The sequence below is a fragment of the Thalassotalea euphylliae genome (assembly GCF_003390395.1).
Lineage (GTDB): Bacteria > Pseudomonadota > Gammaproteobacteria > Enterobacterales > Alteromonadaceae > Thalassotalea_F > Thalassotalea_F euphylliae_C.
This window is the reverse complement of record NZ_QUOV01000001.1, coordinates 479802-497849: the sequence shown is the minus strand read 5'-3', so window position 1 is coordinate 497849 and position 18048 is coordinate 479802. Positions and strand designations below refer to the sequence as shown.

11 protein-coding genes are annotated in these 18048 nt (G+C 44.8%); 1 reads left to right on the top strand and 10 read right to left on the bottom strand.

Annotation, left to right across the window (positions count from 1 at the left end):
• Positions 1–157: 157 nt before the first annotated feature.
• From DXX92_RS02205 to DXX92_RS02190, 5 genes are all read right to left on the bottom strand, one after another.
• On the bottom strand, positions 158–1003 hold the full coding sequence (locus DXX92_RS02205) for a sulfurtransferase (RefSeq protein ID WP_115998930.1): 846 nt from the start codon (positions 1001–1003) through the stop codon (positions 158–160).
• Positions 1004–1248: 245 nt separating this feature from the next.
• On the bottom strand, positions 1249–1413 hold the full coding sequence (locus DXX92_RS19065) for a hypothetical protein (RefSeq protein ID WP_181901522.1): 165 nt from the start codon (positions 1411–1413) through the stop codon (positions 1249–1251).
• Between the two features lie 18 nt (positions 1414–1431).
• The gene (locus DXX92_RS02200) at positions 1432–1713 is read right to left on the bottom strand and encodes a hypothetical protein (protein ID WP_115998929.1); all 282 of its coding nucleotides are present in this window, start codon (positions 1711–1713) and stop codon (positions 1432–1434) included.
• Positions 1714–2025: 312 nt separating this feature from the next.
• Positions 2026–3015 carry a tRNA dihydrouridine(20/20a) synthase DusA gene (dusA, locus tag DXX92_RS02195; RefSeq protein ID WP_115998928.1) on the bottom strand — a complete coding sequence of 330 codons (990 nt, stop codon included), beginning with the start codon at positions 3013–3015 and terminating at the stop codon, positions 2026–2028.
• A 130-nt stretch (positions 3016–3145) separates the two neighbouring features.
• Complete coding sequence (locus DXX92_RS02190; RefSeq protein ID WP_115998927.1) at positions 3146–4027, bottom strand: LysR family transcriptional regulator; 882 nt, start codon at positions 4025–4027, stop codon at positions 3146–3148.
• A gap of 183 nt (positions 4028–4210) precedes the next feature.
• Here DXX92_RS02190 and DXX92_RS02185 point away from each other — a divergent pair, with 183 nt between their 5' ends.
• Complete coding sequence (locus tag DXX92_RS02185) at positions 4211–4585, top strand: YybH family protein (RefSeq protein WP_115998926.1); 375 nt, start codon at positions 4211–4213, stop codon at positions 4583–4585.
• 110 nt (positions 4586–4695) lie between these two features.
• Here the strand turns inward: DXX92_RS02185 and DXX92_RS02180 are convergent, their stop codons facing one another.
• The 5 genes from DXX92_RS02180 to DXX92_RS02160 all read right to left on the bottom strand — a co-directional run bounded on the left by DXX92_RS02180 (position 4696) and on the right by DXX92_RS02160 (position 17991).
• A complete protein-coding gene (locus DXX92_RS02180; protein ID WP_115998925.1) occupies positions 4696–6429 on the bottom strand; it encodes an alkaline phosphatase D family protein in 1734 nt (577 codons plus the stop codon).
• A 243-nt stretch (positions 6430–6672) separates the two neighbouring features.
• On the bottom strand, positions 6673–14631 hold the full coding sequence (locus DXX92_RS02175) for a beta strand repeat-containing protein (protein WP_115998924.1): 7959 nt from the start codon (positions 14629–14631) through the stop codon (positions 6673–6675).
• A gap of 388 nt (positions 14632–15019) precedes the next feature.
• The gene (locus DXX92_RS02170; RefSeq protein ID WP_115998923.1) at positions 15020–15814 is read right to left on the bottom strand and encodes a tetratricopeptide repeat protein; all 795 of its coding nucleotides are present in this window, start codon (positions 15812–15814) and stop codon (positions 15020–15022) included.
• Between the two features lie 275 nt (positions 15815–16089).
• Positions 16090–17196: an NADH:flavin oxidoreductase gene (locus tag DXX92_RS02165; RefSeq protein ID WP_115998922.1), complete on the bottom strand. Its 1107-nt coding sequence runs from the start codon at positions 17194–17196 to the stop codon at positions 16090–16092.
• Between the two features lie 183 nt (positions 17197–17379).
• Positions 17380–17991: a TetR/AcrR family transcriptional regulator gene (locus tag DXX92_RS02160; protein ID WP_115998921.1), complete on the bottom strand. Its 612-nt coding sequence runs from the start codon at positions 17989–17991 to the stop codon at positions 17380–17382.
• Positions 17992–18048 lie beyond the last annotated feature (57 nt).

Here is an 18048-nt window from a genome sequence, read left to right as displayed (position 1 = left end):
AATTGGACAAGCAATGAAGTGGTTACACGATGGATGAAATTAAGTGGCTAAGCGTTGGATGATGTGAAACTTAAGTTCCGTTAAAAACAGCACTGTAATTTGTCCAGCATTAAATGGACTTTATCCTGTTGTAGTTTTCGGCTCTAACATAAACCGATTAACCCGGTGTAACTGGCAAGCCAGTTAATGAGCCCCATTCTGCCCACGAGCCATCATAAACAGCAATATCCTGATAGCCAGCGAGCGTTGCAGCTAACGCCAAAATGCAGGCGGTTATACCCGAACCACAGGTTGTTATCATAGGTAAATTATCAGGGTTTAACGCTTTAAACTCCCTTGATAGCTCATCTGATGACAATAGCAATCCATCGCGCATCAACTGAGCATAGGGCAGCGAAACCGCCCCTGGCATATGACCGCTTCGAACTCCTACTCTAGGCTCTGGAGTTTGTCCTAAAAAGCGAGCACTAGCTCTCGCATCAAGTATCACATGACTTTTATCCGCCAAGTACGTCGCTACCTGCTGATAATTAACAAACATCGATGCATTAAAACGGCTCGTAAACTCACCTTTGGCGATGCCATTAGTATTCGCTTTTTCACTGGGCAAACCCGCTGCTAACCATGCCGGCAAGCCACCATCAAGCACACTCACATTTTCATGTCCCATCGACGTTAACATCCACCATGCACGTGCGGCAGAGAATAACCCTAAATCATCATAAACAACGATATGCTCATCACCATTTATCCCAAGCTGGCGAATCGCCGCCTCAAATGCTTGTGGAGAAGGTAAGGTGTGCGGAAAACTCGCTGATTGGTCACAAAAGTCTTGCTCAATATCCATACGTTTAGCATTGGGAATGATGGTGTTAGGCCAGCAATTTTGAGGTCGTTCTTGCGGCACGACAGGCGGCATACTGGCATCAAGAATAAGCAGATTTTGTTGGTTTAATTTTGATTTTAATTGGTGAACACTGATCAATGGCGTGTTGCTATGCATGATAAACAGAAGATAGGAAAATACTGACTTCAAACTAGTCGAATTATTCCAAAGTGTACAGGCGAATATACTGTAATAAAGTGTCTAAGCTGGTTAGAAATTAACTAATGAGTTTTATAGAGGGTTTGCCTAGGAGGCGATGAACGATACCAAATGGAAAAATGAGGGCGAATTACATTAAGCAAAACCAATAAAAAAAGCGCTAAATAAGGTAGGCTGCCAATAGGTAACAAACATACCTTATTCTAGCTTACTTCAGATTTTGCCAAGTCTGACCGAAACAAACTGCGTTCGGTATCAAACTTTTGCTCAAATGTGCGTTGTTCAAATAGTCTTACAACTAATGATGTCATCAAGGCTGCAATGGCTGGTGCCATCATGATTGCAAACAGTGTAGCTAAACTAAACATAGGCAATTACCTGCGTGACTATTCAGCGAATTTAGCGTTGCTAGCTGCTGTGCTTGGCACTTTGCCCTGCTCAGCCTTCGCCAGCATGCTGTCGTTTAATTCAACTACAGGTAACTGCATTGCTCGTAGCGTAAACTGAATGTCTTGGTTTACTTGCTTAGCAACCGTTTCACTGACTTGTGCATTTTGTTGCTTAATCAGCTCAGCAGCTAGTTGCTCGGCGTTATTGTTTTCTGTCGCAAATGCGCTCGCACCAAATAATAAACTGACGGCTGCTAAGGTAGTGGTTAGTGATTTCATGTTCGGCTCCAATATATCCATTTGTTTAAGTAAAAAGTTAACTAACGACTGCGTTATTAGTTAAGTTGCATTTACCTTTACAAAGGTTGTGCCAGACAATGAAAAAAATATTATGTGATTGTAAATTAAGGAAATTTAATTTTAAACTTAGTTACAAGCTAAGGTGGACTCATTAACATTTGCAGTGTATGTTAGTAAAATTCACCAATTATTAGTGCAAAATTTAGCTAATTTAATTATTCACGATAAACTCGTCATTCAGTGAGCTTTGAGCCACTTTCGCTCTAGCTAAATGGCTCTCATTAATCTTTTTTAAGAAGCAATGCTGACTGCATCTTCATTGACGAGGTCAAATGCGCGGCGTAATACATCACCCGTTTCGCCAGCTAACATCGCATTTTCACTTAAATAGCGACGAAACTGCTTAGCGCCCGGTAAACCGTTGCATAACCCTAGCATATGGCGGGTCACGTGTGAGGCTTTAGCCTTATTACCGCCAGCAACATGTTTATCAATATACAAGGCCATTTTCTCAATGACTTCTGCACGAGAGACTATTGGTTTATCTTGACCGTAAATCACTTGGTCTGCCTGCGCCAGCAGGTACGGGTTTTGATAAATTTCACGACCAATCATCACACCATCAATATGATTTAAATGCTCAAGTGATTCATCAAAGGTTTTGATACCACCGTTAATAGAAATTTCTAAGTGATTAAAGTCTTGCTTAATTTGGTAAACACGACTGTAGTCAAGCGGTGGAATATCGCGGTTTTGTTTTGGGCTAAGGCCAGATAGCCAAGCTTTACGAGCATGAATAATAAAGTGATTACAGCCTGAGGTTTCAATTGTCGAAATAAATTCGTGTAGGAACTCATAACTGTCTTGATCGTCAATACCGATGCGAGATTTTACCGTGATCGGAATATCGGCGGCGTCTTTCATCTGCTTAACGCATTCAGCGACCAACGCTGGCTCTGCCATTAAACATGCACCGAAACGGCCATTTTGTACGCGATCAGACGGACAACCTACGTTAATGTTAATTTCGTCATAACCCAAAGCGGCCGCACGTTTAGCACACTCAGCCATCGCTTGCGGGTCACTGCCACCTAACTGCAATACCACTGGATGCTCTTCTTCATTAAAACCAAGATAATCACCTTTACCAAAGATAATAGCGCCTGTGGTCACCATTTCGGTGTAAAGTACAGTACTGGCAGAAAGTAAACGATAGAAGTAACGACAGTGGCGATCTGTCCAATCAAGCATAGGTGCTACAGAAAGTTTATGAGAAATCATCAAGTTAATTGCGAGCCTTTTTAGTCAAAACAAACACCGGCACCTTACCTGCGCCGATGCGGTTGCTTATTATACGTAATTCAGACCTAGCAAATAAACCCGCGATTGAAGATTTAGCTTTCGCTAGCGCCTAGTAGCCTTGTACCGTGTAACAGTCGGTAAGCTGTTGCTCTATCGCTTCAATGCAGGCTTTGATACCAGCAGGTAAATAGCGGTCATAAGTATGTAAGGCATAAACCGGATTCGCTTCAAGCTGTAAGTCTGGAAAAACTTCCTGTAACTGCGGAGCTGATTGGTAAAAATGAAAATCGGGTATTAACCCTATGCCAGTTCCCTGTTTGAGCAGGGTAAGGCAGGTATAGAAAGAGTTTGCACGACAATGAGCAGTTGCTTCAAAGCTTACTGTTTTACCATTTTTATCGATAAAACGGTGCTCAATTTGCTGGCCTTGCCAATGATTTGCGATGTACTTTGCTTGTGATGCATCACTTTTACGTAGCAATTCTGTACTACCACAAAGCACATCGCGAAACTGACCAATTCTTCGCTGTTTAATATTACTCATTGAAGAGCTACCAACTCTAATCGCGATATCAATGTTTTCAGCCAACAAATCAACTGGGGTATCACAACTAATCAACTCTGGTTCCAATAACGGATGCTTGCGAATTAACTCACCAATTGCTGGTGCAATGATGATATCCATTAACGCATTTGGGGCGGTTATCCTGACTTTTCCTTGTGGACAAATTAATGATTCCTGCGCTTGTTGCCAAGCATGCTCGGTTAGCTTATTGATTTCTTGGCATGAGTGATAAAAAGCACGCCCTGCATCAGTTAGCGTATGCTTGCGTGTTGTCCGTTTGATCAAGAGAACACCTAAGTCGTTTTCTAACGCGCTAAGGTGCTGGCTAACCACTGATTTCGACAAGCCAAGTGTCGCTGCTGTCTCAGTAATTGAGCCTGATTCAACGATATGTGCAAATATCGACATATGACGTAATTTATTCACTTGTTAGCAACCTCTCACGCATTTTGCTATCCACTTAGCTGCAACCTTTCGGTATTTAATTATTTGTTAATTATTATTGTTTCATATTTTCAAACACACAATTCTATTAACCTTGTTTTTCATAACAATTGATGCCTTTATGATATCCCCAACTGATTCAACCCAAGAACAACGGGAAATACGATGACAAATGAAGAAACATTAGCACTGTGTAAAGCTGGCATTAACGCTTGGCAAACTGCATTTAACAATCAAGACGCTGCTGGCTGTGCGGCGCAATATGCGCAAGATTGTGTAATGGAAGCTAAGCCGATTGGCACTTTTACAGGGCGTGAAGCAATCCAACAGTGCTGGCAAAATATCATTGACCAAGGTTTTGCTGATGTTGTTTACTCAAATGTAAAATGGGAAGTAGCTGAAGATGGTGGCTATATTCTGACTTCAAGCTGGCAAATGAATAAAGCCTATGGCGTAGTACATCGCGAGCATTGGGTAGTTGAAAGCGATGGAAAAGCGCGATTAAAAAGTGATTCGTTTGAAATTCAAGGAGAGCGCTAATCCAGGGTAGCGTTAGTAACGTTGTATTGAATAATCCCCTGATTATTCACCATCAAACAAAAATGCCAGTCAACGACTGGCATTTCATCGATAACCGTAACGCTAAATAGCTAGCTTTGAATAACGTTAGTGCCTGCTGCTACGGTTAAGGTATTGCTGCGCCCCTCAAGTGTCTGATAATTCGTGCTGGCTACCGTATCTAAATGTACCCACTGCGCCGTTGCCGCTTGTTCAGTAAATGTGACTACCATATAGCCGCGGTTCGCGATATTAGTATATTGCAAATCATTGACTAGCACTTGCAGTGCTTGTTCTGCCTGAGGAACAAAGCTTTCTGGCACACTCAAAAAGGTTTCTAAACCCGGGGAGCTAACACCCGCGGTGGCGAATTCAACCCCAACATTGCTTCCTGATTGGTCGGTTAGGTTGTTGGCCCACGCATTGTGGGTGTCTCCAGCTAGCACTACTAAGTTGTGATTTAGGGATTTTGCGGTCCCTAAAACCACTTCACGCTCAACCGCATAGCCATCCCATGCATCTAGATTGTAAGGAATTTCAATTGCAACACGCGCGCGCTCTTGCTCAGTTACCGTCGGGTCGCCAGCGGCTATACGCCCTTTAATTTGTGCCAGTTCGCCAAAGGTTTGCAACAATGCGGGTGATGGATTGGCAAACCCTGCTAATAGTTCAGCAGGAACATTCATGCGTCCCATCAATATCTGTTGACCTAGTACCTGCCAAGTTGCAGAAGACGCCACTAACCCCGATTGCAACCAGCCAATTTGTTCGGCCCCCAGCAAACTGCGATTTGCGCTCATTGCCGTAGTAAAACCAATCGCATCTAACTGCCCCGTTGTTGGGTCAATAAAGTTTTGATAATCAAGCTGTTCATCGCGAGCAAGCAAACGTGTATCTAGCATATGTAAGTTAACTAAATCGCCAAATTGGAAACTGCGGAAAATGCGCTCGTAGTCACTGGTCGCGATAGGGCGAATAGGTAACCACTCAAAGTAGGCCTGCAAACCTGCCGCTTTGCGTACTTGGTAATCGCCTTCCCCTTCATTGTGATTTTCTGCCCCATCACGCCACGCATCGTTAGTCACCTCGTGATCATCCCAAACCGTGATAAAAGGTACTTGCTGGTGTAATTGCTGCAAGCTTGTGTCGCTACGATAAAGCGCGTAGCGTTTGCGATAGTCTTCTAAGGTAATACATTCGGTATTATTGTCGGCAGGTAATGCTCGGCCAATGGCCTCAGCATTTTCCGTGGCAAAACCACCATCGCCATATTCATAAATGTAATCGCCCAAATGTACTACCGCATCTAAGTCATCAAGCTTTGCTGCGCTGTGGTAGGCATTGAATTGACCTGCAGGATAGTTTGCGCAAGAAAATACCGCTAATTTAACTTGTGCCACTGAGCCCACTGGTAAGGTTTTCGTCATACCAACAGGAGAGAAAGTTTCACCAGAAACAAAGCGGTAATAGTACCTTGTATTGGCGGCTAGTTGTTGAAGATCGATTTTTACGGTGAAGTCAGAGCCAGCTTCAGCTTCGGTTGTACCGTTGTGAACTAAGTCATTAAACTCTGCATCAGTGGCTACTTGCCAGCTAACACTGACGCTATCGACTGCTGATAAAGGCGTTACGCGCGTCCAAATAATAACGGCGTTATCTAGTGGGTCACCGGAAGCAACACCGTGGTTGAAAGCTACTGGTATAATCGGTGAGACAGGTACCTCATCGTCATCATCCGAACACCCCATTAATCCTGTGGAAATTACTGCTGTACCAAAGCCTGCCATTGACGCTTTGATGAACGCGCGACGCGTAAAATTACTCATACCTTCACCCCAATATACTTCTAATTTTTATCGTTATTATCCGAGCCATGATGCTGTTCTGATAGAAATGATACACCACCGTCCAGTGTTAACCATTTGTTAACAGAACCATACTAGAAAAATATTACGAGAAAGTGAAGTTGAATAATCCAACAACTTGCGTTTACAAAATGTACTTCCATTTAAACGAATAAGTGATTTATTTAGTTAAAGAAACGGCTTTGCAGTCAACTAGACAAAGCGTTACTGAAAAGTACTTAATCTTGAATTTTTGTCCGGTGTCAAACGGCTGAAGATAATCCATCGGAGGCAGTAAAACCTAGCAGCTTTTCTTTTTTGCACTAACCCAACACTTGAGATCAATAACAAAAATAGAGTACTCGGCTCAGGCACGTCAGTTGGCAGTTGTGCCAATGTCAGCGCTAGACGCCAACCATTCACATCGTTGACCCACTGGCCTGCCCAGCCAGAGACTAAATTGACATCAAATTCGCTAAGATTGATTAGCTCGCCCGCATCGTCCAGCACATCGCCACTAATATTAAGGAAGTCCAGTGTTTGCCCAAGTACATCAGGTAATTCAAGGCCGCCCAGAAATTGAAAATCAATATCCAGCGCGCTCAGCAGGGTTAAATTACCAAGAATATTAATGGTGTCGTGAATCAAGCCGCCATTACCATCGACGCTGAGCTCCACCGTCAAATCAACATTGTCCCAAACCGTATCGCCGCCAAATGTCATCAATCCAGGGCTATTGCCTGCATTTATTTGCGCGTTGGTCAGTAGCGTTTGGCCAATAAAGCTACCTGATCCTGAGAGCGTAGTATCTGTCAGCGCTAAAATATCGTCGGTACTCACACGAACCACGCCGTTGTTGATCAGCATACCTGATAAGGTATTGCTACTGGCAAAGTCAATCGTAGCGCCTTGCTGGTTATTCAGAGTGCCCACGACATTATCAATACTGCCGCCATTGTTAACTGTTAGTTGCCCGACATTGGATAGAGTATGCTGATTAGTCAATTTGCCTGCAACTGTCAGTTGGCTGGAATTAGCAAGTTGGCTACTCGTCGCAAAATCGCCTGCAATCGCATATTGATCAAACTCGCCAGCGGTAATCAACTGCTCAAAGCTTACATTTAATGCTATCACTCCTTGATTGTTATTAGACATTGACAAGGAATTAATCACGGAACCTGCACCTGAATATTGATTTTCTATTAAGGCACTATCTTGGTCATTAAATTCGAGTAACAATCCTTGTTGCTGTGTGTAAGTTGCTGCGAGGTTGCTCAGGGCAACAGTTGGGCTATAAAGCAATAGATTATCCTCTCCAGCACTGTCGCGGATGGTATGTTGCCCTTCGCGGCCAAGTTCAACAACGTACCTATCGTTGCCTTCACCGCCGTAAAGTATGTTGCGACCACCGCCACCATTTAATGTATCGATACCTGATAATCCCTCAAAAATATTGTCTTGATCATTCCCTGTTAGTCGATCATTAAATGCAGAGCCTCTGATATTTTCAATATCCGTCAATAAATCTGAGCGACCGCCGGCATTGCCAAAGCTGACTTCATTCTCATTTAATGTGACGCTTGCTGCGCTGGTTGCATCAACATAGATCACCCAATCGCTGCCCTCGCCACCATCTATGATATTTATACCCGAGCCACCATTTAAAGTATCGTTACCGCGCCCACCATAAAGCATGTCATCACCGCCTAAACCGGCTAAGTGATTATCGGTATTGTCGCCAATAAGTGTGTCATCAAATCTAGAGCCACGAATATTTTCAATGGCTATCAACACATCATTACTGTTAACGCCGCCACCGCCACGATTTAGTAGGTCGACATGGGTGCTCTCGTCCGAGTTCGCATAACTTACCCAGTCAACTCCCTCACCACCGTCAAGTATATTGTCGCCACTGCCACCAAGTAACACGTCACTTCCCGTGCCGCCTTGCAAGTGATCATTGCCACTGCCACCACTTAACCAATCATCACCCGCCATACCTTGCAAGGTATCATTACCCGCTAAACCGCTAAGCCTGTTGGCTTGACTATCGCCAATTAAAGTATCACCTGATTGCGATCCCATAAGATTTTCAATGCTTTGATAATTATCACTTAGATGTTCTGCATGCGCTTGACTGGTTGACAGATCCGCAGTCACGCCGATGTTTGACCACGCGTAGCTAACCGTATCTTGATCACTACCGCCATCAAGTTGATTATTACCTTCGCCACCTTCGAGTAAATCATCGCCAGCACCACCAATTAGCGTGTCATTACCAGCCATGCCAAGTAATTGATTATTGCCTTGATCGCCAATTAAAGTGTCGTTTTGCGCTGTGCCTTTAACATTTTCAACGTTAATAACAGTGTCGACACCACTATTTTTTATAACTTGGCCGCTCGCTAAGCTAACAAATACCCCCTGATCGTTAGCAGTATTATCACTGTTGGCACTGTTATTTACTCCAGAGTAATCGAGCCAGTCATTGCCTTCGCCGCCATCCAGCATATCGTTACCTGCCGTTGCTATCAGGCGGTCATTACCTGCCATGCCCATCAAGGTATTGTCTTGTTCATTGCCGACAATCTCATCGGCAAAAGCCGTTGCTTGGACGTTTTCAATGGTATTAACGTTGTAGCGAAGTGAGTTATCTATAGTGATTTCGCCAGATGTGAGATTAATAACAGCACCAGCATCGCTGGTCAGTTTGAGCCAATCATTCCCTTCATCGCCGGCAGCCTTACTGGTACTCTCATCGCCCGCATTAAGCTGGATGTTAATAACGTCATTTCCTTCGCCTCCATCGAGGCTATTAATGCAAGTACCACTGTAAAGCTCGTCATTTCCTTTGCCCCCGACAAGATTACTGTTCAGCCCTGCACGCAATATGTCGTTATGCTCACTTCCTCGTGCGGTTTCAATACTTACCAGCTGATCAGAAAAGCCTGTACCCATTGCTGTTTTTGCTTGCAGGTCAATCTCAACGCCACTAGTGCTCCAGTCATAATTAGCTTCATCAATGCCTGCGCCGCCGTCTAACACATTCGACCCTAAACCACCGCGCAGCACATTGCTGGCGCCGTTACCGGTTAATTGATCATCAAAGGCTGAACCGACGACATTTTCAATTGAAAATAAGGTATCACTGCCATCGGTGCCAGAAGCCAAGCCGTTAGCTAAATTAACGACAACAGCTCCGTCAGCATTAGCGTAGCTCGCCGTGTCCGTGCCAAGCCCCCCGACCAATACATCATTACCCTGCGCACCTTGTAATACATCATTGCCAGCGCCGCCATCCAGTCGATTATCGCCACTGTCACCATGCAAGCTATCGCTGTGCTCACTGCCAACAATATTTTCAATCGCTATCAAGGTGTCATTGCCTGCACCACCTGATGCATTACCTAACGCTAAATTCACTGCGACACTTGCCTTGGCATCGGCATAACTGGCTGTATCAATGCCACCTTGACCATTGAGCACGTCATCGCCAAGTCCCCCTGTCAGCATATTGTCTAGTCCATCACCACTAAGCTGATCATTGAAATTCGAGCCAGTAATATTTTCAATGGCCGAGAGGGTATCATTACCCGACCCACCTGATGATTGCCCAGTGGACAAATCAACCGTAACACCAGTGCCTGCCTCAAGATAGCTAGCGGTATCAATACCATCGCCACCATCTAAAATGTCGTTGCCGAGTCCGCCAGTGAGCGTATTGGCCAGACTATCGCCAATAAGCTTATCGTTATGCGCTGAACCAATAACATTTTCGATTTGTACTAAGGTGTCATTACCCGCAGCGCCGGTCGCGTTATTATTGGCTAAATCAACAGCAACACCACCGATACTGTCTTGGTAGCTCGCGGTGTCATTGCCAGCACCGCCAACTAAACTGTCGTTCCCGAGACCACCAGTAAGTAGGTTATCGCCATCATTTCCCAACAACACATCGTTATGAGCTGAGCCGACAATGTTTTCAATACTGCTCAGTAAGTCAGTGCCATCTGCGCCTTGTGCAAGGTTACCAACCAAGTCGACAACAACACTGCCTGTGGCCGAACTATAGTTGGCGGTGTCATTGCCAGTACCACCAATTAAACTGTCGTTGCCGAGACCACCAGTGAGCATGTCATCGCCATCGCCGCCAACTAGCAGGTTGTTTGCAGTATTGCCCGTTAGCTGGTCGTTATGTTGACTACCAATGAGGTTTTCGATTGAGCTTAACGTGTCTGTACCATCTGCGCCGCTCGCTTGTCCTGTCGATAGATTCGCGACAACACCGCCATTGGCAAATTCATAGCTGGCAGTATCATTACCCAAGCCACCTGATAACGTATCGTTGCCACCACGCCCCATCAACAGATCATCGCCATCTCTGCCATCAAACACGTTGTCAGCATCATCCCCCAATAAAGTGTCATTATTTTTCGAGCCGACCAGCCCTTCAATATTCGTCAGCAAGTCGACACTATTGGCAGTAGTAACCACACCTGTGACTAAATCTGCAGTGACTTGCCCATCGTTATTGCTATAGCTCACGGTATCACTGCCTGCACCGCCATCAAGCGTGTTAATGCCTGCACCGCCAACTAAAATATCGTTACCCATTCCACCAGAGAGCACATTGTTAGTGGCATCACCAATTAAGATGTCGTTATGCGCAGAGCCAATAACATTGTCAATTTGCACTAAGGTGTCATTGCCATCTGCACCTGTTGCTGTATTGCTGGCTAGGTTAATCAAAACTGCGCCAGCTGCATGCTCATAGCTTGCGGTGTCAATGCCTGAGCCGCCCAGTAAAACATCATTGCCACGACCACCTTCGAGCATATTGTTGCCTTCGCCTGCAATTAGCGTGTTGTCTTGATCATTGCCAATCAGCGTATCGTTGTGCTGGCTGCCAATAATATTCTCAATAGAAATTAAGGTGTCATTGCCATCCGCGCCAGCGGCTTGCCCGGTGGTTAAATTTACATTCACGCCACCAGCAGCATCGATATAGGAAACCGTATCGTTACCAGCAAGACCGTTGAGCACATCATTGCCCAGATTACCCTGTAAGATATTGTCTTGACTGTTGCCAACCAAGCTATCGTCAAAATCTGAACCTGTGATATTTTCAATGGCAATTAAGGCGTCATTGCCCGCGCCGCCTGAAGCTGTGCCAGCCGTTAAATTCACATTCACGCTACCAACAGCATCTTGATAGTCTGCAGTATCTGCGCCGCTGCCGCCGTTTATCACATCATTGCCTTGGCCGCCAGTAAGCACATTGTTTTGGCTATCACCAATCAAGATGTCATTGTGAGCAGAGCCAATCACATTCTCTATCAGCACTAAACTGTCATTACCAGCGGCACCCGTTGCGCTAAAGCTTGCTAGATTAACGCTCACACTGCCACTGGCTTGTTGGTAACTTGCCGTGTCTGTACCTGCGCCACCATTAATCACATCGTCACCTAGGCCGCCAGTAAGCACATTATCTTGGTTGTTGCCGATTAAAATATCGTTTTGCGCCGTGCCAATGACGTTTTCAACCTCGACCAGTAAATCAATACCTGTCGCGGTTTGCGCCGTGCCATCAGCGAGATTGACGACCACGCTATTAACCGTTTGCTGATAACTCACTGTATCTAAGCCATCGCCACCACTGAAAATGTCGCTGCCACCACCACCGATGAGCAAATCATCACCAGCATCGCCAAATAAGCTGTTGCGACCCGCATCACCAATTAAAATATCGTTATATTGGCTACCACTGACATTTTCGATGCTAGTTAAGGAATCGCGACCATCACCGTTAGTCGCTTCGCCAATCGCTAGATTGACGAGTACGCCGCTGGTCGCGCCAACATAACTGGCAGTGTCATTGCCGCTGCCGCCAACTAATGCATTATTGCCTGCGCGACCAATCAATAAATCATTGCCACCCAATCCTTCTAGTAGGTTGTTACCATTGTCGCCAATCAGAACATCGTCAAATTGTGAGCCCAATACACCCTCTATCGAGACCAAGGTATCGTTACTGGTGCCTTCAGTATTGGCCTGACCCAAGAGCAGATCGACAAGCACGGCGTTATCTGACATTTGATAAGAGGCTATATCAAAGCCATCACCACCATTTAAGAGATTTTCTCCTCCTTGTCCGGCCAAGATATCATTGCCTTGTCCACCTAACAGCTGGTTATTATTCGCGTTACCAATAAGGGTATCGTCGTGGCTTGAGCCAATAACATTCTCAATCTGCAATAAGGTATCATTGCCATCTGCACCACTGGCAGTACCTGCTGCTAGGTTAACAGTGACACTGTCGCTGGCATCGGCATAGCGCGCGGTGTCATTGCCTGTGCCGCCTATTAATAGGTCATCTCCCAAGTTACCTTGTAAAACGTCATTACCGGCACCGCCCAGCAGTTTATTGTTACCACTATCACCCGTTAAGTTATCGTTAAAATCACTGCCAGCAAGGTTTTCTATTGAAATTAAGGTATCGCTGCCATCCGCACCAAATGATTGACCAGTGCTTAAGTTGACATCCACCCCGCCGCTTGCTTGAGCATAATTAGCGGTATCTTCGCCGTCGCCACCATCCAAAGTATCGCCATGACGCCCGCCCGTTAAAACATTGTTGTGTTGGTCGCCGACTAAGGTGTCAGCAAAATCAGATCCCGTAACATTTTCAATCGAAATCAGGACGTCTGGGCCATCTGCGCCACTTGCTCTACTAGTTGAAAGGTCTACCGTTACGCTGGCCAAGGCATCGATATAACTGGCGGTGTCAATTCCACCACCACCATCAATTTCATCGCGCTCTAACCCGCCAATAATCGTATCGTTGCCATCCTCGCCAAACAGTCGGTTGCGAAGGTTATCGCCGTAAATCACATCATCAAAATTACTGCCAATAATATTTTCTATCGATATAAAGTCGCTAAAGTCGCCAACATCGCCAACGGTAACATTCGTCAATAGATTGATGTCGACACCTACTCTTGAATACTGAAAACTTGCCGTATCTTCGCCTTCTCCCCCATCGAGTACGTCATTGCCTAAACCACCGGACAAGATGTCGTTTCCCTCGCCACCGAACAGCCTCTCTTGCCCCTCTCCACCATTTAACTGATCGTTGCCAATACCACCGCGTAACTCATCACGACCGCTGCCGCCCGTAAGTTGATCGTTACCGCTACCACCATCGAGGAAATTATTACCCGCCAACCCATCAAGGACATCGTTACCCGCGCCGCCATTCAGCAAATTATTTCCCAAATTACCGGTTATGGTGTCGTTATAGATGCTGCCAGTAGCTCGCTCTATACCGGTAAAGGCAGTATCTACCTCAAAACCTGTCGCGGTGCCTGCAAAAAGATCAATCGTCAAACCTGTCACGAGAAACGGCTCGAAGTAACTGGCAAATGTCAGCGTATCAATCCCTTGCCCACCATCAATAACATCTTGCCCACGTGAGCCGAGAAACACATCATTACCCGCTAGCCCAAGCAGCACATTATTGCCATTGTCACCGCCAAGAACATCATCGCCATTAGTGCCGATAACATTTTCAATTGCCACAATGGTATCTGTAGTTGAGCCAACAATTGCTTGCTGATTAAACAAGTTAGCATTCACACTTTCAGCTGCTGCTGAATAATTAACGGTATCAATTCCCTCTCCGCCATCGAGAAAATCACTGCCTGGTGAATAACTAAATGCGTCATCGCCTGCTAAGCCATAAATTCGATTGGTTTGACTATTACCAACCAAAGCATCGTTAAACATACTGCCGACAATATTTTCAATGCTAATTAACGCATCCTGACCAAAGGCATTTCCTCCAACACCTGTCGCTAAGTTCACACTTACAGCGGCTATGTCGTTGTGATAACTCACCGTATCAATACCTTCACCACCATTAAGCGTGTCACTCCCTAAACCACCGATTAAAATATCATTCCCCCCATTGCCGTTGATTTGATCGTTTCCTTGCAAACCGTCGATAATATTGTCGGTGCTGTCGCCGCTGAGCACATCATTGCCATTGGTACCAACAATATCTGCTGGCCCAACGGCTTGCGCACGGGCGGCGTTCAAGTTAACAATTAATAAAAGAAAGAAAAAAACTAACACTGTTAGTTTCATGGCTGGTTTAGTTAAAGCGGACTCAAGGCGGTTATTCATGGCGATCCCTTTTCCCTGCTTGCTCTCCAATTTGAAATACTGGAAGCGACAATACCGCAGTCGGGTCGTATGTATTTATGGCACGGGGACTAGCTTGGTATTAGTCCCACGAAGAGGCTTTATTGTTAATTATTTCACTGTCAGGACTGATAAGACGGATTTCAGTATAGTCTAAGTTACTAAAGTTAGTACTTTGGTACCGATTTGGTGCGAGTGTTATTAAACTAGCCTTAAAACAGCAAAACTCTTCACTGAATACGCAAGTAAAGTGATCAAGGGAGGTGGTTGGGCAATCATTAACATTATAATCACCCGTTATTTAGTCACTAGACATTAAAGCAGTAGAATAAAACAATAGAATAAAACAAGAAAACAAAGCGAGAGCCGCTTAAAACAGAAAGTCACCTAGCTCTTGCATATTATTAACTTGATAACAGCCTGCCGTATCGGCACAGGAATGACCGTTCAGCCTGCTGCCTAAGCTTTTTATTGGTTTTCGGTAGCTGTTAAGTTGTGCTTCAAACAATGATTCCGGTGCATAACCCGTCACTTCTATCACTTCAACATTAGCCGTGATAGGCCAAGTTAGTGTCTCACCGTTAGCCACTAAAGGTTGCAGGCTATAGGCTCTATCGAGCAGAGGAAATTTAGTTGAAAAGTCTTCTGGATAGCGGCTCGCTAGTGCTGCCAATATTTTAGGTAAGTCCTTGTGTTTCTGTTTGTAGGCATGTGTAAGAAATTGATCTGCTTTGTCTAAATCTTTGAGGCCAAATTCATTCGACAAATAAATTCGGCCCAATAAATAGTTCGCTTCTTTGTAGTCAGCTTTTGCTGCCTTGGTTAACCAGTGAATTGCTTTTTTGTGATTCGAATAGTCTTGATTGGTTAGATAGACTAAGCCTGCTTTGTATTGCGCAGAAGTTATCCCCTTCTTTGCTGCAAGTTCATAATATTTTAAAGCCATGACTTTATCTTGATTCACACCATAACCTTGGTAATAAAATTCACCCAGCATCGCCATTGCTTGCGCATGACCGCGCTTAGCCGCTTTTTTATATTGCTTAAAGTAGTCGATACATAGATCGGTTTGGCAGGCAGAAAGCACATTAGCATTAACCGTAAAAATGCTAGTGCTAAACAATACAATGGTCATTAGGACGACCAGTAAACTATCCCTTTTCATTCCGTACTTCCGTGTAATTTGCAAAGGCTTGTTAAGCTATCAAAGTCGACTAATTCGTCGATGTTGCTTTAAACAACCAAAATAAACTGTGTCCCCAAAAAAGTAAAGTTATGAGGCTTTATTCAGCCTCTTACTGCCAATAACCACATGATTTTGTTTAGTAGAATAAAAAGGGTTAAGCATTGCTTAACCCTTCACTAAACCAATTCAAGATTATGGCTAAACGAGTTTTGCGAAGCCAAATGAGCTAGACTAATTTTGCTACACTAGTTCCGCTAGACTAATTCTGCCAACTGGGCTTTATCAAAAGCTTTCAGGCTGTCGAATTCGCCAGCTTTCACTTTGTTTACCCAGTCTGGGTTAGAGATTAAGGCACGGCCAACCGCAACTAAGTCAAATTCCTGCTTACCGATGCGATCTAGTAGGTTATCTAAGCTAACAGTTTCTGCATCTTTAAAATTGCTAGTACCATCTTCTGGCAGGAAGTCTTGGTTTAAGCCAACACTACCAACAGTAATGGTTGGTTTACCTGTGACTTTTTTCACCCAACCGGCAAGGTTTAATTCGCTACCTTCAAACTCCGGTTCCCAGAAGCGGCGTTGTGAACAGTGGAAAATATCAACACCGGCATCAGCTAATGGCTTTAAGAAGGCTTCTAGTGCTTCAGGTGTCTCCACTAAACGTGCGCTGTAATCTTGTTGCTTCCACTGCGACCAACGGAAGATAATTGGGTAGTCATCACCGACAGCTGCGCGCATCTTAGTGACTAATTCAATTGCAAATTTAGAGCGCGCCGCTAAGTCGCCGCCGTACTCATCAGTGCGTTGGTTGGTACCTTCCCAGAAGAATTGATCAATTAAGTAGCCATGTGCACCGTGAATTTCAACTGCGTCAAAACCAATGGCTTTGGCATCGACTGCCGCTTGTACAAAGGATTGGATCACTTCGTCAATGTCCGCTTGCGTCATTTCATGACCCGTTTGTTTGCCTGGGAATGCCATACCAGACGGACCATAACCCGGTAAATCACCACCTGGCTCTACGCCCGGCTTGCGAATGGCGCCAACATGCCATAGTTGCGGGGCAATTTTACCGCCTTCAGCATGTACCGCATCAACCACTTTTTTCCACCCTGCCAATGCTTCATCACCGGCAATAAACGGCACATTCGGATAACCAGAAGCTGCCTTGTGACCAACACAAGTACCTTCGGTAATAATGAGACCGACACCACCTTGAGCGCGGCGACGATAGTATTCAACCACCAAGTCATTTGGCACATTGCCAGGTGAAAAAGTACGGGTCATCGGCGCCATTACGGTGCGGTTTGCTAGGGTTAATGGCCCTAATGACACTTGTTCAAAAAGTTGTGCATTGCTCATTATGTTTGCTTCCTTTGTTTTTAATTTATATACCTGTTAGTAATACTGAGTGATGTTCATTGGCAACTTGCGAGCATCCAATGTAATTCACTATTATTCTTCTTGTTGCGCCTTAAACTACGCCGTAAACCAGCTAACTAACCTCTTAACTAACCTAAAGGTAAGTTAGCAGGGTAAAATTTTTTAACCGGTTTGCTGTAAGCCCGTTTGGGCAATTGATGTTACGCCAAGTAGCGTCATAATTTGCGCCATGGTTTGTTCAAAAATATCATCGCCATGCACGCGTGAATATTGCAGCGCAGCCTTGCAAGCTAAGACAACCACCATGGCTTGCCCTTTAGTCTCACCCGCAAAATTAAACTCGCCTTGTTGCCTGCCCTGCGCCAGCACTTGGGTAATAAAATCCAGCTCGTGTTCGTCCAGCGCTTTTAATCCCGGCTGCATCGCCGTTGGCAAGGAGGCGATATCTACTTGCAAGCTACTTAATGGGCAAATTTTATTCTTACCACAGGCATAGCGAAGATTGGCATTAATGTAGGTATCAAGCTTTTGCTGCGCACTGATATTTGCCAGTAAAATTTTGCGAAATTCCACTTCGTGCCAGTCTTGAATGGCCTGACATAGCGCCACGCCAAGATCTTCTTTTTTTGGAAAATGATGATGAATACTGGCCTTGGTAATGGCAAGACGATTGGCGATATCTAAATAGCTAAAATTCTCAAAACCATGGGTTTGTAATAAATCCATAGCCACTGAGATAATTTGCTCTTTGCGATTTTTGGAACGTGTTTGCATAAAATTACGATAACTTACCTCAAGGTAAGTTATCAAGTATAAATTTTATTCAGCAGG

Excerpts from the sequence above, each read along its gene's own strand:
- DXX92_RS02160 (WP_115998921.1), bottom strand. The coding sequence starts at position 17,991 with ATGCAAACACGTTCCAAAAATCGCAAAGAGCAAATTATCTCAGTGGCT.
- dusA (WP_115998928.1), bottom strand. The coding sequence starts at position 3,015 with ATGATTTCTCATAAACTTTCTGTAGCACCTATGCTTGATTGGACAGAT.
- DXX92_RS02170 (WP_115998923.1), bottom strand. The coding sequence starts at position 15,814 with ATGAAAAGGGATAGTTTACTGGTCGTCCTAATGACCATTGTATTGTTT.
- DXX92_RS19065 (WP_181901522.1), bottom strand. The coding sequence starts at position 1,413 with ATGTTTAGTTTAGCTACACTGTTTGCAATCATGATGGCACCAGCCATT.
- DXX92_RS02200 (WP_115998929.1), bottom strand. The coding sequence starts at position 1,713 with ATGAAATCACTAACCACTACCTTAGCAGCCGTCAGTTTATTATTTGGT.
- DXX92_RS02185 (WP_115998926.1), top strand. The coding sequence starts at position 4,211 with ATGACAAATGAAGAAACATTAGCACTGTGTAAAGCTGGCATTAACGCT.
- DXX92_RS02165 (WP_115998922.1), bottom strand. The coding sequence starts at position 17,196 with ATGAGCAATGCACAACTTTTTGAACAAGTGTCATTAGGGCCATTAACC.
- DXX92_RS02205 (WP_115998930.1), bottom strand. The coding sequence starts at position 1,003 with ATGCATAGCAACACGCCATTGATCAGTGTTCACCAATTAAAATCAAAA.
- DXX92_RS02175 (WP_115998924.1), bottom strand. The coding sequence starts at position 14,631 with ATGAATAACCGCCTTGAGTCCGCTTTAACTAAACCAGCCATGAAACTA.
- DXX92_RS02180 (WP_115998925.1), bottom strand. The coding sequence starts at position 6,429 with ATGAGTAATTTTACGCGTCGCGCGTTCATCAAAGCGTCAATGGCAGGC.